We start from the raw sequence: 14947 nt of genomic DNA on the forward strand, positions 1-14947 counted from the left end.
CGTGTCAGGCGGGCAGTGCTGACTGTCGTCGTTTGGCGCCCTGCAGATGGCGGTACAGTGTCGCCCGTGACCAGCCGACCATGCTCGCGGCGTCTTCGGCACTGCGGCCTTTGGCTCGTTCCTCGGCGACGATGGCGAGTTTGCGGTCGACCACCTCTGGATCCACAGGTGGTCGGCCGAAGCGGGTGCCGTTGGACTTTGCTGCGGCGATGCCGGCGTTGACGCGTTCGGTGATCAGTTCTCGTTCGTACTCAGCCAGGGTGCCCAGCATGCCGAGCATCAACCGGCCCGAGGAGGTCTCCGGGTCGATGCCGTCGGAGACGGACTTGATTTTCACGTCTCGTTCGCGTAACAGGTTCACCGTGTTGAGTACATCGAGTAGGGACCGGCCCAGCCGGTCGATGCGCCACACCACCACCGTGTCACCGGGTTGAGCGTAGGCGAGGAGCTTCTTCATCCCCGGACGCTCAGTAGCGTTTTTCGCCCCGGAGGTGACATCGCTGAAGACATCACGGTCCTGAACCCCGGCGGTGACCAAGGCGTCGTGTTGAAGAGTCGGATCCTGACCGACGGTGGACACCCGGGTGTAGCCCAACAGTCTCATGACCACCATCATGCCTCACCAAACCCCAGATTGGAAGAAGGTGGAACACATTACGGTGAGACAGGTATACGAGACAGTTTTCGGGTCGATTCTCGCAGGAGCGCCCTGTTTCAGTGCGTTCGCCGTAGATGTCTTGTAAACCTTTAGCTAAATGAGACATGATGAGCGATGCGTCAAAGGGTGCCGTCGTCGCACAATTTCGGGCGCTGAGAACGTCTCGAAAAGTTGCCTCATCGCGCTCTGCCTCACGGGGTCGCGCGACAGGAGTTTGTGAGGCATGCTGATCGGGTGAGGCTTCTCGGGTACACGCGCGTGAGCACCGTCAGTCAGGACGCGCGCCTGCAACTCGACGCCCTGGGCGCGACGGGTGTTGAGGCGAGGGACGTCTTCTCAGACGTGACCTCGGGCAGCCGTGCCGCGGTGCAGCGGCCAGGGATGAAGAGACTTCTGGAGTACGCGGAGCCCGGCGACACGGTGGTCGTCTGGCGCATCGACCGACTCGGGCGCTCCCTCATCGACGTGCTGAACACGGTGAACCTGCTGCGCGAGAAGGACGTGAAGGTTCGATCGATTTCGGATGGCATCGACCCCGAGACCTCGTCCGGGCGGATGATGCTGGGCATGCTCGCGACGCTGGCGGAGTACGAGCGTGAACTGATCACCGAGCGAGTCAACGCCGGCATCGCCGCGGCGAAGCAGGCTGGCACGCGCTTCGGCCGGCCACCCGTGGATCCGGGCGTCGTGAAGGAGAAGCTTGCGATCGTGCGAGACGCGCGCGCGAAGGGACGCACCGCCGAAGACGCAGCCCGACTGGTCGGATGGTCCAGAGCGACGCTCTACCGTCATCAGCACGCCACCGGCACCCCGGCAGCGGTCGGCGACTAGATGTGCCATGGACGCGCTGGCCCGGTGGCGGATCCTGCGTCTCCATGTCGAGGATGACATTCCCCTGGCCACGCTGGTCAGGGAGACCGGAATCGGTCTGCGCACCCTTCAACGCTGGAACCATGACTACGCGGTGGCGGGGATCGACGGGCTGAAACCGAGCGCGCGAGCGGACGCGGGGACCCGGCGCACCGACCCAGACCTGGTCGCGTTCGTTGAGCAGCTCGGACTCACCAAACCGCGTCCCGGGATGGCGGCCTTGCACCGGCTCGCCATGGCCGAGGCCGACCGCATCGGGTGCGCCCGTCCAAGCTATTCGACGGTCCGGTCGATCCTGCACCGCCTTGACCCGGCACTCGTGACCCTCGCGCTGGACGGCCCAGCCGCGTACCGGGACCGACACGAGCTAGTGTTCCGCCGCCGAGCCGAGCGACCGAATGCGATCTGGCAGGCCGATCACACCGAACTCGACATCCTCATCGTCGGCGCCGATGGGAAGCCGGAACGCCCCTGGCTAACGGTCGTGATCGACGACTACTCGCGCGCGATCTGCGGGTACACCGTGTTCACAGGGGCGCCCTCGGCGATCAACACGGCGCTCGCATTGCGGCAGGCGATCTGGCGCAAGACCAACCCGGCTTGGGCGATGTGCGGTCTCCCCGACGTGCTCCACGTCGACCACGGCAGCGACTTCACCAGCAGGCATCTGGAGTACACGGCGGTGGCGTTGAAGATCCGGCTGATCTACTCGACAGTCGGCCGGCCGCAAGGTCGCGGGAAGATCGAGCGATTCTTCGGCACCGTGAACACCGAACTTCTCACGACCCTCCCCGGCCACCTCACCCCTCGGGCACGAGCCCCGAAGCCGCAGCTCAGCCTCGCGGACCTCGATCAGGCCATCGGCCGGTTCGTCACCGAGTACAACGAGCGCCCCCACAGCGAGATCGGCGCCAGCCCGAAGGAGGCCTGGATCGGTGACGGCTGGTTGCCGCGGATGCCCGACAGCCTCGACCAGCTCGACGGGCTGCTGCTGACCCTGCCGAAGAACCGCGTCGTCCAACGCGATGGCATCCACTTCCAAGGCCAGCGGTACCTCTCACCCACACTCGCGCCGTTCGTCGGACGCAGCGTGACAATCAGGTACGACCCGCGCGACGTGTCCGAGATCCGCGTCTACGACCACGACACGCACATCTGCATCGCGATCGACGAAGCACACCCCAACCAGCGACTCTCCCTGCGCGACATCGAGACCGCCCGACGCGCCCGCCGTCGGCGGCTGCGTCAACAGATCAACGAACGCATCCCCCAGACAGCCGTCCGTGACGAGCCGCGAACCGAGCCGCGGACACCACGCCAGGTGAGACTACGCACCTACGAAGAGGACGAGCCATGAGCCGCGACTTCATCGTCACGAAAGAACACCGCCGCTTCATCGAATTCGCCAACGCCGTCCGCAAGGAACGCACGATCGGCATCTGCCACGGCGATGCCGGCGTCGGCAAGACGCAATCCGGCCGCCGATACGCCCACTGGGACACCCTGGAACCCTTCATCACCGAGTGGGGACCGCGGAGCGAGACCGACACAGAGCATTACGCCACCGCGAACCGATCCCGGACCCTGTTCTACACGCCACCGGTCCTCCCCAAGCCGGCGCAGCTCGTCCATGAGATCGACCACCTGCAGACCAGGCTGGGCATCTGCATCGATGAGCACCTGCGCGCCACCGGCAAAGTTACGGGGACTCACGGCCGCTACAACATGGGCAAGCGGGTCGAGCTGCTCATCATCGACGAGGCCGAACGCCTCACGCCCACGGCCCTGGAAGTCCTCCGAGACCGGCACGACCGTGAGCACACCGCGATCATCCTGATCGGCATGCCCGGCATCGACCAACGATTCCGGCACTACCCCCAGCTCTACAGCCGCCTCGGGTTCTCCCACCGCTACCGCAACCTCGGCCGCGACGAACTCCTCTTCGTCCTCGAACGTCGCTGGAAGCGACTGGGCCGCACCCTCGACCCCGACGACTTCACCGACGCGCAAGCCATCGCCGCGATCGAACGCATCACTCGCGGCAACTTCCGCCTCCTCGAACGCCTCTTCCCCCAAATCGCACGAGTGCTCAAGATCAACGAACTCGAGACCATCACCGACGACGTCGTCGAAGCCGCCGCCAGCGTCCTCGTCATCGGATAGCCACCGCCAAACAACAACGCAAGAACACCGCCAAAGAGCGTCAACATTCACACCTGGTCGTCGACGTCGACGAGGCCGCCGAAAACGATCGTTTACGGCTGAGCCCGCAGCTAAGTTGACTTACCATACGTATGGTAGGTATATTTGAAATGTGCCAACCAAAATCGAACTTCTCGATCACGCAGTTGAAGTCCTTCGCCGCGGCGATGCCCTCGCCCTCGATGCAGTCGCTCGCGAGGCGGGGTTGACGAAGCCCGGGGTGGTCCACCATTTCGGCACGAAAGAAGTTCTCACTGTCGCAGTCGTGAACCGCATCATCGACCGCTGGGAAGCGGATCTGCATACTCGGGCCTCGACGGATGCCGAGCCGATCGACAAGCTGCGCGCGTACGTCGACTACGCACTCAATGGCGACTTCGACTCCAGCGATCTCGCCCTGCTCGCGGACGTGAACCTGCGGGAGCGGTTGTCTGCTCTGTGGGCGGAACGCCTCACCCCGTGGCTCGGCAGCGACATCGACACTGACCCGGCGAGCCGCGCATCACTTCGAGCCGCCCGCCTGCTGGCCGACGGCGCATGGTTCAACGCTGCTCTCGGCATCCCCACCGTCCGCGACGACGAACGATCCGTCCTGCGCGCGATCGCCCTGCAACTCGTGAATGAAGGAGACCCCCAGTGACCAACAAAGCCAAAGGCTGGCTGTTCCTCATCGGCGCGATCGCCGCAGAGGTCACCGGCTCACTATCCCTCAAGGGGGCGCTCGACGCACCCGCCCTCTATGCACTCGTCGCAGCCGGCTACATCGGCGCCTTCGTGTTCCTCAGCCTCGTGCTGCGCACCGGCATGGCCCTCGGCGTCGCATACGGCATCTGGGGAGCCTCCGGGGTCGCACTCACGGCGCTCCTCTCCCTCATCATCTTCGGCGAACCGCTCACGCTCTTGATGGGCATCGGCATCGTCGTCGTCATCGCCGGAGTGCTCTGCGTCGAACTCGGCGCACAGGCCGGTCACAAGAAGAAGGCAGAGGTCGCGTGATGGTCTGGCTGTTCCTCATCGGCGCAATCATCTTCGAGGTCGTCGGCACGCTCTCCCTGCGTATGGCCGTCGACAAGAAGCGCTGGTACGTCGGCGTGGCGGTGGGCTACGTCCTCGCATTCACCATGCTCAGCCTCGCCCTCGCCGGCGGCATGGCGCTCGGCGTCGCCTACGGCATCTGGGCCGCATCCGGCGTCGCACTCACCGCCATCCTCAGCAAGTTCCTCTTCAAAGAGCCCTTCACCTGGCTGATGGGCCTCGGCATCGTCCTCATCGTCGGTGGCGTTCTCTGCATTGAACTCGGAGCCGTCCACTAACCCGGCGATCGTTTACAGCGGGGCTACCAAACGTCGGTCGGGTCAGAGATTCGCTGACATGCTCCCTGCCATACCCAGCACCGCAGCTTGTCGCCGTCGATCGTCACCTGGACGCCCACGGCGTCGGCCGTCCAACGTTTCACCTGGACGACGCACCGGACGTTCGTATCCCCGAACTGGAGCCAGGCGTGACCCCATATCGTCATCTGCTCGGGAACGATGGTGAGCGGCTGCGCATGCAATCGAAGCTGGAGGGAATCGAGGGTGCGCAGCGGCCCGCGCTTGCGCGCCTCGCGCAGCTCTCGCTCTTCGCCCCTCTGCGCCGGCAGATGCGGGTAGCGCTTGTTCGTTCCCACTGTGACATCGTTACGGGAACATCAGACGTCGAGCGTGGCTACTTCGCCTCGGGCGTCCCGCAGTTGGGGCATAGGAGGTAGCCGCCGTCCTCGTCGACGAACTCGAACACGTCGCGGCACCGCGCGCAGTTGATCTTGCCCTGGTGCATTCGCCATGCGTCGACGTAAAACCATGTTCCGTCAATGCCCGGGTAATGGCTCAGCTCGCTGTTGGTGGGACGCCGTGCGGGGAGTCCCGTGTTGTGACCGACAACGGTCGCGCCGGACCTGCGGTAGAAGTCCGCGCTATTATTCCGGTCGTCCACGAACCCGTCGAGGTAGCGGCCACCATGAGGAAGAGCCCAGTACGCGGCCTCTGAAAGCAGCTCTCGGCCGATACCGGACCCGCGGGCCTCAGGCAGCACGAAGAGGGCGGCGAGGATTCGGTGTGTTGTTGCGAACTGCCGCGCGGCGTCGGGCTCTTTCGATATCAGCTCGTCGGACACGAACGGCTCGACCACGGCGCCGCCCAGCATCATCCCCCGGTCATCACTCGCACCGATGATGATGCTCGGCTCAGGGTGGGTGTCGTCTCCGAAGATCCTCCGGAGCTGCGCCGCTCTTCGCCGGTCGTCGGCCGCCACCATATGCGGGGGCGCATAGCCGATGATGAGCTGCGCCGCGACGGTCTGCACAATCTGCCTGGCCTGCGGGGTGTCAATCCGTCCTACGCCCATCTGTCCTACTCGCTCTCTACCTGCACGGTTGTCTCTGGCGACACATGGCTGAATGTGCCAGCCGGGGCCTCAAGAATCGCGTCTACGACACCCGGGGACGCCTCACGGGGGCATGGGTCCGTCGAACACGGCTGGAGCGTCACAACGCCCGTCACGCGCCCGTCGCGGATCCACACGACGTCGAGCGGCACACGGGTGTCCTGCATCCACACCTCCGTGCGCTGTGCGTGCTCGAGCGGGAACCACATGCCGGTGCCCTCCGGCACGCTGTCGCGCCCGCTGAGCCCTTGGCGCTGCGCCTCGGTGCTGGTTGCTTGCTCGGCGGTGACCGTCACCCCGTCGATGGTCACGCGCAGCTCGTCGACGCCCGCTGAGCATCCGGCGAGTATCGCTGTGAGAACGGCGGCCGCCGCCGCCGCTCTGAACGTACGGTGCACGGAACTATGCCGCTTGGAAGGTGACCACTCCGCCGGACAGGACGAAGATCAGGCCCGCAGCGATGAAGCCAACGATGCCAATGACGAGGCTTCCCGTCTTGGGTTCCATAACGCTTCTCGTGGCGAAGGAGTAGATGACAAGGATCACGGACGCGACGGCAGCCACGATCGCAACCCACTGGATGATGTTGTTCAGGTTCTCAAACATTGCGGTTCGCTTTCGTCATTCCAGCGGCCGGCCCACGGGGCCGGTGCCGGGGGGCATCAGCTCGAAGTGCTTGCCCCCGTTGAATTCACGCTCCAGGTCCTCGACGAGGCCCATGACGCCGTGCAGCTGCATGTCGGTCATGTTCCGCCAGCGGTACTTATCCCGACCAGCGAAGTACGCGGCGCGGATGCGGCCGCTCTGGTCGCTGTCCGCGTAGTAGGTCATCTTCGGGCGGGTGAGCTTGCTCGCTCCCTCTCCCCCGCTCGGCGTCGATGCTGCCGGCGCTTCCGCAGCCGGGGTCGGTGTCGGCTGCGCTGCCGGCACTGCCTGGGTGTTGACGGGCGTCTGCCCGCTGAGCGCGGACGTGCGGCGTTCGCTTCGCTTCGTGGCCATGTTCTTAGTTCCTTCCGGTGAGCTGGTTGAGGTATCCGTCGTAGATCGCTGCGAGCTCGCGCCAGTCCGGGCCACCCTCGTCGAGCCCGAGCCCTTCCTCAGTCGCATCCGAGATTGACTGCCGCTTTGGAACAGGCGGGGTGAGCAGCGAGAGGCCGCGCGCCTCGGCGGCCGCCTCGATTTCGCTCGCCCAGTGGCCGCCTCCGACCGTGCGGGACTCGTGCTGGTTGAGAACGACGCCGCCAACGCGCAGCCGGGGGTTGTAGCTGTTCTGCACCTGCGTGATGGTGTCGAGAAGCTTGGCGAGCCCGTTCGCGCTCCAGAGCTTCGTCTGCGTAACCTCGACCAGCTCGTCATCAACGCGCTCGCGGCCTGGATGTTCCACAGGTAGAGCCGTGCCGCCTCGACGACGTCTCCCGTGGCCTGCCTGTAGGTCTGGAATCGGGCGGTCGGGATGGCGTGCTCGATCTGCCTGGCGGCACAATATGTCAGCCTGGGCACTGGATACTTGCCTTTCGTTCGGGGGAGCGGTACTGTTTAGCCCATATAGCGGGACAGTACCCGCAGTTACAGGACACCGGCGCTGAGATTAGATCTCAGGGCCGGTTCCTTTTTTGCTTGGCCACAGGGCGGCCACACGAGCATCGAGCTACACGCCCAGGCGACTACCCGTCGTCTACCTTCGTAGCTGGGGTCTGCTCGGGGGAATGCAGTCGACTACCAGGCACTTTGCTCATTGGAGGGCCACGCGCTGTCCCGATGTCTCACCCCGTAGCAACATCGCTCTGATGTGGGTCGGTTCGCAGCATGATTCCTGAGATGCACTGTCCTTAGCCTGCAGAACATGCGCCAGGCGGAGCAACTGCACGCCGAACGTAAACGAAATCGCCGAGTCAGCGGTTCGATTGCTGTGCGATGTCGGGTTTCGCTCTGCCATCTGCTGCTCCCACGGTGCAGGGTACGCGAGGTCGAGCGCATCGCCCTCGATGACGACGTGCTTGACTCCGCGTGCAGACAGGAGGTCATGAAGGGCGAAGGCCACGGTTGATTTTCCTACACCGGATCGCCCGCCGATCAGAAGCATATGCGTGCTGTTCATGGCCTCATGATGACATGTCCCGATGTCGGAGGGCTATCAGCGGCTTGCCCACCGTCGAGGCGCTGATCAACGGTTTCGCCGCCTAGTGATGTCATGACCTTCTCGTGTGTGTGGCAGTAGGCCACTTCGAGTGAGGCAGCGGGTATCGAAAGGTAAACTGCCCGCATGCAGCAGACTCAGCCACACGTCATATGGATCAACGGTGCGTTCGGTTCGGGCAAGACGACGGCAGCGAAGTTGTTGGCACGAAAAGTTCCCGGTGTGGTGATCGTTGACCCTGAAGAGGTCGGGGCTCTTCTAAGGCCTGTTCTTCAGCCGGTGGTGCCCGTCCACGACTTCCAGGAATGGCCCGCATGGAGAAAGCTTGTGGCTACCACGCTCAACGCTGTCCTCCGGGAGTTGCCGGAGGGCAGCCCCGTGACCATCGTTGTTCCCCAGACTGTGATGGTGGAGGACTACTGGTCGGAGATTACGTCCGACCTTGATCCATCGGTCCGACTCACGCCTGTGGTACTGAACATCGATCCAGTAGAACACCGACGCCGCGCAGAAGAGGACACTGAAGAGTCTGGTGCTCTGCGATGGAGGCTGAACAAATTCCCAGTCTTTCAACAGGCAGCATGGCTCCGACGTGCGTTTACCAACATCGACGTTTCCTCGTTGACCCAGGAGCAGACGGTCGCAGCTATCAGGGCGGTGGCGTTCCCTCCCGACCCTGAAGCTGTGTGAGGGGCAGGTCACGATCGGATACAAAACCTTATGTCCCTCTGTGTAACGTGACCCGGTTTGAGACGACAGCTTTAGGTGCGGAGTTGGGCCCTGCACGCCACAGAGCGACCACAGAATCACGCCATATATCGATCACATTCACAGTCAATGTGTACCAACAGGATTGCAAATAGGTCTGTGTTACACTATGTAACGTAGGGTCTAGAGATTGATGGAACAGATTGGTGATAATGACGGTGAGCAGCGGGCAGCGGGTGGCCTACATCAGGGTGAGCACGACCGACCAGAACCTCGATCGACAGATCGAGAGTGTGGGTGAGGTCGACAGGGTCTTCCAGGACAAGATTTCAGGGAAGAGCACAGCGGGTCGTGAAGGTCTCGCCGCCGCGCTTGACTACATCAGGGACGGTGACACGCTGGTCGTCTCGTCCATCGACCGTCTGGCCAGGTCCATGACGGACCTCCGGCAGATCGTGGACCGGGTGGTGGAGAAGGGAGCCGCCGTGGAGTTCGTGCATGAGCACCTTGTTTTCTCTAAGGATGGTACGGACCCAAGGTCGACACTGATGCTGGGGATTCTCGGCAGCTTTGCCGAGTTCGAGCGCTCGATCATCCGTGAGCGGCAGATGGAGGGGATCGCCGAGGCGAAGAAGAGGGGCGCGTACAAGGGCGGAACACCGAAACTGACCGCCGACCAGGTCGCGGAGGTGAGGGCCAGGGCCGCAGCCCGGGAGCCGAAGACCGAGATCGCACGGTCGATGGGGGTCAGTAGGCAGACGGTGTACAGAGCGCTCAGCCACCACCGGTGACGTAGGTCGGCCCCCCGGATCCACTCAGCCGCCCCGTGGGGGAGGAATGACGGCTACATGGAATATGCCGCCACCGTGCCAACGATCGAACACAGCCCAACGATGGTGCCGGGGATACCTGACAGCGTTACGACGCCGGTAGACATACCACGCTGCTTCTATGAGCCGGCCCTGTCCAAAAAAAAACTGTGGCTGCCTTGAAAGTACCGAACTCCTGAACACTATCCGCCCTCCGACTAGACACTGCTGCGAAATTAAATATCACGCTAATTAAGTACCGTCTCCCTGAGAATATATCCTCTCGGACAATGCCCACAGAATTTCTAAAGTCCTTTAATCCAGTCGTTCATATTCACCCGTACAAAATTCCCCGTATATACCTTACCCAGCCCACCCAACGACTCAGGACAGAGAAGTTTCTGATTGACCTCATTCAGGTTCTGCTGAAATATCGAACCAATAAAGATAGGATTCGCAGCCCCTCGTCCGGCCTCGTGCGCCAAGTGCGAAGCCCGATTGACGACATCGCCCATGTAGACCACCTCGTTAATCCTACTACCACTAAACCCTGCTTTGACCATCAACACTCGTCCATAGTCAACACCAATTCCAATCTTGATAGGATCGATTCCTTTCCTTTCGTAGTGGTGATTCAGCAACTTCAACAGGGTATTCGCCTGAGATACAATTCCGAAAACACCGTCGATGTCGGCCTTTTTCGGCGTCTTGTAGACCCCCCATACGCAATCACCGACGATGTTCACTTCCCTCACGTTCTCGTGCGAGTTAAGCACCGAAACCATCTCGGAAATGAAGGCTCGATAGATCTTCGCCAACGTCGGCCGCTGATTCTTATCAGTTAGCCCAGATGAATCTCGTATGTCGACAAAGACCGCCGAGCACCATCCGTAGAACCCATTGTTATAAGTCAGCCGGTCGCGGTCAGGTAGCGCTTCTACTTCGTCGAACTGGCCCGAAGGCTGTTCCAGAATCTCCTTGATGCGGTCCGAGCTAGCTTCGTAGTCATATGCCTTGTAATTGCCGTCCATCGTACCTTCCCAGTATTTACGTCTCTGTAATGTTGATGATCAGTGCCAGCACGGCAACCGCCACACCAGAGGCGACCGCAGCGAGGATCGCCCACATCGCGAATTTAGTCTTGAGGGTCGCGACCAGCGCGTTTGCGTGAACTTGGTCGGCGATCTGTTCAGTCAGCCGAACGGGATCAGAGGACAGCGCCGCCAGCTCGGACCTGTAGCCTCGACGGTCCTCAGCAAAACCCTGGCTGATGTGGGCGAAGAACAGCAGGCCCCTCGCCTCCGCATCACTACTCTTGTCTTTCACTCGCGGTGTCAGTGTCCATGCGCACATGCCTACCGTCACGGCCAGAAGAACGCACGCCACTGCGGCAGGGATGATGGTCAGACATGACCATCTACTCACGTCTTTCAAGAGGTTGAACGTCAGAGTGCCCATCACGCCCACGAATGCGAGAGTCACACCAGCCTTAGCATCGGAGTGCCGTATCCACTCGTTGACCAAGGACAAAGTCTTCCACGCATGGTCGGGATTAGGACCCGGCAGATCGCCGTCAGCAGGTGCAACAAGATGCTGTGTACGGCGGCGTCGCCACGAACTCACCATGACTCGAAGAGTACCAGCCGTGTATGTCGCGATGTAGCACCACGTAGTCACACGAGACACCTGGCTAATGCCGTTTGACGGTCCCCTCGTTCGGGTCAAAGCGCTCTTGCTCGTGGTGACGGCTGTGGTGAGTATGACCCACGGTAATGAGGACGTGTGGCGTCATGACTCGGTCAGTCGGCACGCCAGCGGATCTCAACGCTGTCCGGTCGGAAGGTCCGCGAACCTCGCACACCGGGATGAAGTGCGACCTCGGCCAGCAGATCAATGATGCGGCGTCGCGTCGCCAGGTCCGCCTTGTCGAAGAGCTTCACCGGATCTGGTCCGCCCAGGATGGCGGCCAGTTCGTCCCCCGCTGTCAGACGGAGCCTCTGAGCGGTCAACTCCTCGATGACAGCGCGGGCGCGGTCCCTGATGCGCTTGAGGTCCGTTGCCTCAATGAGCTCGGCGTCATAGTCGGACTGAGCCCGGGAGATCTTGGCGCGATGATCAGCGATCTCATCGTCGACAGCACTGGTACGTGCCGCGTCTGTGCTCGTCATGACCGACGCGATGTCCGGCCGTGCGAGACGTGCACGGACGACCCTTACGACATAGTCGTCCACCTGTTTCTGAGACCGCAGGACATGCGCGTCCGGACACCTGTACCGGGCTCCATGGGTGCGTACCGGCCTGCCGCACTGGGCGCAAACATAGAGACCCGACCCGAGGTGAGTGCGCGCTGTGGACCCAGTGCGATTGGTCTTCCGCGTCGGATCATCCAGATGCTCTTGCACTCTCCACCACAGGTCGGCGGACACGATCGGCTCCCACATCCCCTTGATGGGCTCCCCGGCTTCATCACGAACAATGGCGTCCCGCCAGCCAGACCATTTCGCCTTGTCTGCACCAGTGCGTTTGCGGTAGACGCTGTAGCCGGCATAGCGGGGGTTCCTCAGGATCGACAGCAATGTGGTTGGTATCCACGGGTAAGGGTCGGTGACCGGCTTCTCCGGCTGTCCTGCGGCACGGCGGCGCTCATTGCGCTCGATGTCGAGAGTGTGGGTGTGTCGTGGCGTCTTGGGAAGCGGTGGCAAGGGGACCTTCGTACCGTTGCGGGCGACCTCGGTGTCACCGTTGAGGGCTCGGCAGACATCACGGAGTGACGTACCCCGGTCCATGGCCTGGTAGATCCCGAGGACGACGGCGGCCTCTGAGGTGATGACGTCACCGGACAGCGCGTAGCCGATCGGTCTGATCCCTTTGGGAGGTCTCCCCTGCTCTGCCCTCTGACGCTGTGCACGCGACTGACGCTCCCCCTTGCGCTCGACCTCGGCCCGAGCGACCGCAGCCTTGATGCGGGCATACATCCGTCCACCGTCGGTACCAAGGTCGGCCTCGCCGTTAGCCGTGGTCAGTAGGAGTCCGTGTTGCTCGGCCCGGTCGATCCAGTCCTCCAGCTGCCTTGGTTGGCGCGTGAGGCGGTCGAGGTCGTAGCAGACGATCGCGTCAAGCAGACCCGCCTCGTAGTCGGCGACCATGCGGTCATAGGCTGGGCGGGTCACATTCCGCTTGGAGGCTGATATCGACTGGTCAACGTATGTTTCGGTGAGTGTCCAGCCCCGTTGTTCGACGATTGCCTCGCAGTCCTGACGCTGCCGGTCGATGGCGAGTCCGTCCATGGCGCGGTCGAGGGAGATGCGCAGGTAGATTGCCGCTCTGGTGGCTCCGTCAGTCATGGTCGCGATGATACGCAGCGAGGTGGGGAGGTTGAATTAGAACACCTGACCTGTGTGTTCTGCTGCCTGCCCAGCGGAGCCGTAGACTACCGCACATGACCAGATCCGAGATCCCTGTGACACTCTTCGATCAATCCGATACAGCTCCCCTGCTCAGCGCCGATAAAGTCATCGACCCGCCCAAGCGTCGATCGGCTGCGCTGCGGTATCCAGGAAGCAAGTGGTCCTTGGCGAGCGAGATCGTCAGCCACTTCGGTGAGCACTACCACTACATCGAGCCGTACTTCGGTTCGGGGGCGGTGTTCTTCACCAAGGATCCGAGCGGGCATGAGCTGGTGAACGACTCACACGGCCTCGTGGTGAACTTCTTCCGGGTTCTACGTGACCGGACTGATGACCTCGTGTTCGCGCTGGAGACCACCCCGTGGAGCCGCGAGGAGTACAACCAGAGCCACCTCGTCACAGGTGACGAGCTGGAGGATGCGAGGCGGTTCGTCACCCGCATCTGGCAAGCGCATGCGTCCGACCTGGCAAAGAAGACGGGGTGGAAAAACCGCGGCTCCCGACAACGCGCTGGCGGCATGTCGCTCAGGTGGGCGAAGGTCCCCGGGGAACTGCAACAACTGGCTGCACGGCTCAAGGATGCAGAGATCGAGTGCCGTCCCGCCATCGAGGTCATCAAGCGGTTTTCGACAGCGGACACCCAGATCTACGCGGACCCGCCGTACCTGATGGAGACCCGCACCCAGAAGATGTATGCCTCCGAGATGTCCGTCGAGGAGCACGTCGAGCTGTTGGACGCACTGATCGCGCACCCGGGTCCGGTGGTCATATCCGGGTACGCGAACCACCTCTATGACGAGAAGCTCGTCGGCTGGGAGAAGATCCTGGTCAAGCCGCCGAAGGTCGAAAAGGCAGCGGAGCGCATGGAGGTGCTCTGGGTCAAGAAGTGATCAGACCTGGTTCTGGTCAGTTTCTGGGTCGTCGATCACAGATCCGACGGGCCACGCCCCAGGCCAGTACTCGTCGACCTTGGCCTTGAGGTCCTTGACCTGGCAGGTCTCCAGCTCGAACGGCTCGGTTTTCCACTCCTCCCACCCGAGGGGCGGGTAGAACTTGAGCTGCCCGCCCGACCTGGCGAACCACTGCCACAGACGATGCGGTTTCTCGATGGACGGGTCGGGATGCTCGATGTAGCCAGCTACTGATGAGGGGTTTCTGGCCGAGCCACCTTCCACCACCCACTCGATGTCACCGGCCAGGTCCGACTCGATCGCGTCAATGTCAAAGCAGGCCATCTGGAACGTCTTCCAGGAGCGATCGTGCGTGATCAGCAGGTATTTGCTGGCGTCGACGTCGTAGAAGTCACGCACCGCGTCGTGCCATGAGCGCACGGTCTCGATCAAGTTGGGGCCAGCCAGTTCAGGTTGGGTGCGCCAGTCGATGCCGAGTTCCTCCTGGGCATCGGTCAGCTTCTTCGCCGAGTTGGAGAGCTCCATGAACCAGGTCTTGTTCTTCACAGGCTGCTTGGCGGTCATCTTGCACGACACACCCCACTGGCTGGCACGTGGACGGGGGACGGCCACATCGAAGATGCCCTTGTCCTCGTTGGTATCGCCGCCAAGTACAGCAGCGGTGACTCGTTCAAAGGCGAGGTAGTCAGGCATATAACCGCCAGCGACCTTCAGCCGTTGTCCCGAGCCGTCACGGAACGTGCTGAGGAGGAGTCGCACCTGCTCCACCTCGTCGGTGGTGAACGGCCGATCTCGAACGGCCTGCATCAGAGGGTTCACCG

The 14947-nt window shown here is 62.4% G+C and carries 21 protein-coding genes; 9 read left to right on the forward strand and 12 right to left on the reverse strand.

Features of this window, described 5'->3' with window-relative positions:
* Positions 1-4: 4 nt before the first annotated feature.
* Positions 5-616 carry a recombinase family protein gene (locus tag FS507_RS04490; protein WP_228073766.1) on the reverse strand — a complete coding sequence of 204 codons (612 nt, stop codon included), beginning with the start codon at positions 614-616 and terminating at the stop codon, positions 5-7.
* Between the two features lie 276 nt (positions 617-892).
* Here FS507_RS04490 and FS507_RS04495 point away from each other — a divergent pair, with 276 nt between their 5' ends.
* The 6 genes from FS507_RS04495 to FS507_RS04520 all read left to right on the forward strand — a co-directional run bounded on the left by FS507_RS04495 (position 893) and on the right by FS507_RS04520 (position 5043).
* A complete protein-coding gene (locus FS507_RS04495; protein ID WP_070434801.1) occupies positions 893-1489 on the forward strand; it encodes a recombinase family protein in 597 nt (198 codons plus the stop codon).
* 7 nt (positions 1490-1496) lie between these two features.
* On the forward strand, positions 1497-2885 hold the full coding sequence (locus FS507_RS04500) for a Mu transposase C-terminal domain-containing protein (protein WP_070434715.1): 1389 nt from the start codon (positions 1497-1499) through the stop codon (positions 2883-2885).
* The gene (locus FS507_RS04505; protein ID WP_070434716.1) at positions 2882-3691 is read left to right on the forward strand and encodes an AAA family ATPase; all 810 of its coding nucleotides are present in this window, start codon (positions 2882-2884) and stop codon (positions 3689-3691) included. The genes FS507_RS04500 and FS507_RS04505 overlap by 4 nt, the downstream gene beginning before the upstream one ends.
* A 151-nt stretch (positions 3692-3842) precedes the next feature.
* Positions 3843-4370 (forward strand): TetR/AcrR family transcriptional regulator, encoded by a 528-nt coding sequence (locus FS507_RS04510; protein WP_070434717.1) that lies wholly within the window; start codon positions 3843-3845, stop codon positions 4368-4370.
* On the forward strand, positions 4367-4726 hold the full coding sequence (locus tag FS507_RS04515) for a DMT family transporter (RefSeq protein WP_046746592.1): 360 nt from the start codon (positions 4367-4369) through the stop codon (positions 4724-4726). Before FS507_RS04510 ends, FS507_RS04515 begins: the two co-directional genes overlap by 4 nt.
* Positions 4726-5043: a DMT family transporter gene (locus tag FS507_RS04520; protein WP_046746591.1), complete on the forward strand. Its 318-nt coding sequence runs from the start codon at positions 4726-4728 to the stop codon at positions 5041-5043. Before FS507_RS04515 ends, FS507_RS04520 begins: the two co-directional genes overlap by 1 nt.
* Positions 5044-5066: 23 nt before the next feature.
* Here FS507_RS04520 and FS507_RS04525 read toward each other — a convergent pair whose 3' ends face one another.
* The 7 genes from FS507_RS04525 to FS507_RS18420 form a co-directional block, all read right to left on the reverse strand.
* Complete coding sequence (locus tag FS507_RS04525; RefSeq protein WP_046746590.1) at positions 5067-5399, reverse strand: hypothetical protein; 333 nt, start codon at positions 5397-5399, stop codon at positions 5067-5069.
* A gap of 38 nt (positions 5400-5437) precedes the next feature.
* Complete coding sequence (locus FS507_RS04530; RefSeq protein WP_070434718.1) at positions 5438-6115, reverse strand: GNAT family N-acetyltransferase; 678 nt, start codon at positions 6113-6115, stop codon at positions 5438-5440.
* A gap of 5 nt (positions 6116-6120) precedes the next feature.
* On the reverse strand, positions 6121-6552 hold the full coding sequence (locus tag FS507_RS04535) for a DUF192 domain-containing protein (RefSeq protein WP_070434719.1): 432 nt from the start codon (positions 6550-6552) through the stop codon (positions 6121-6123).
* A 4-nt stretch (positions 6553-6556) separates the two neighbouring features.
* Positions 6557-6760, reverse strand: a complete 204-nt coding sequence (locus FS507_RS04540; protein WP_070434720.1) for a hypothetical protein — start codon at positions 6758-6760, stop codon at positions 6557-6559.
* A gap of 15 nt (positions 6761-6775) precedes the next feature.
* Positions 6776-7153 (reverse strand): hypothetical protein, encoded by a 378-nt coding sequence (locus FS507_RS04545; protein WP_070434721.1) that lies wholly within the window; start codon positions 7151-7153, stop codon positions 6776-6778.
* A 4-nt stretch (positions 7154-7157) separates the two neighbouring features.
* Positions 7158-7538, reverse strand: a complete 381-nt coding sequence (locus tag FS507_RS04550; RefSeq protein WP_099299344.1) for a ParA family protein — start codon at positions 7536-7538, stop codon at positions 7158-7160.
* A gap of 348 nt (positions 7539-7886) precedes the next feature.
* Positions 7887-8252, reverse strand: a complete 366-nt coding sequence (locus FS507_RS18420; RefSeq protein WP_228073762.1) for an adenylyl-sulfate kinase — start codon at positions 8250-8252, stop codon at positions 7887-7889.
* Positions 8253-8417: 165 nt separating this feature from the next.
* Here FS507_RS18420 and FS507_RS04560 point away from each other — a divergent pair, with 165 nt between their 5' ends.
* Positions 8418-8981: an AAA family ATPase gene (locus FS507_RS04560; RefSeq protein ID WP_070434724.1), complete on the forward strand. Its 564-nt coding sequence runs from the start codon at positions 8418-8420 to the stop codon at positions 8979-8981.
* Positions 8982-9211: 230 nt separating this feature from the next.
* Complete coding sequence (locus tag FS507_RS04565) at positions 9212-9790, forward strand: recombinase family protein (RefSeq protein WP_145941609.1); 579 nt, start codon at positions 9212-9214, stop codon at positions 9788-9790.
* Between the two features lie 323 nt (positions 9791-10113).
* Here FS507_RS04565 and FS507_RS04570 read toward each other — a convergent pair whose 3' ends face one another.
* The 3 genes from FS507_RS04570 to FS507_RS04580 all read right to left on the reverse strand — a co-directional run bounded on the left by FS507_RS04570 (position 10114) and on the right by FS507_RS04580 (position 13152).
* The gene (locus FS507_RS04570) at positions 10114-10839 is read right to left on the reverse strand and encodes an adenylate/guanylate cyclase domain-containing protein (protein ID WP_145941610.1); all 726 of its coding nucleotides are present in this window, start codon (positions 10837-10839) and stop codon (positions 10114-10116) included.
* 16 nt (positions 10840-10855) lie between these two features.
* On the reverse strand, positions 10856-11434 hold the full coding sequence (locus FS507_RS04575; RefSeq protein ID WP_145941611.1) for a Pycsar system effector family protein: 579 nt from the start codon (positions 11432-11434) through the stop codon (positions 10856-10858).
* A 173-nt stretch (positions 11435-11607) separates the two neighbouring features.
* Entirely contained in the window at positions 11608-13152 is a 1545-nt protein-coding gene (locus tag FS507_RS04580) for a recombinase family protein (protein WP_145941612.1), read from the reverse strand.
* Between the two features lie 95 nt (positions 13153-13247).
* Here FS507_RS04580 and FS507_RS04585 point away from each other — a divergent pair, with 95 nt between their 5' ends.
* A complete protein-coding gene (locus FS507_RS04585; RefSeq protein WP_145941613.1) occupies positions 13248-14105 on the forward strand; it encodes a DNA adenine methylase in 858 nt (285 codons plus the stop codon).
* Here FS507_RS04585 and FS507_RS04590 read toward each other — a convergent pair whose 3' ends face one another.
* Positions 14106-14933, reverse strand: coding sequence for a hypothetical protein (locus tag FS507_RS04590; protein WP_145941614.1), 828 nt, complete (start codon positions 14931-14933; stop codon positions 14106-14108). It lies immediately after the preceding gene.
* Positions 14934-14947 lie beyond the last annotated feature (14 nt).

Source organism: Corynebacterium glyciniphilum AJ 3170, from assembly GCF_007673095.1.
GTDB lineage: Bacteria > Actinomycetota > Actinomycetes > Mycobacteriales > Mycobacteriaceae > Corynebacterium.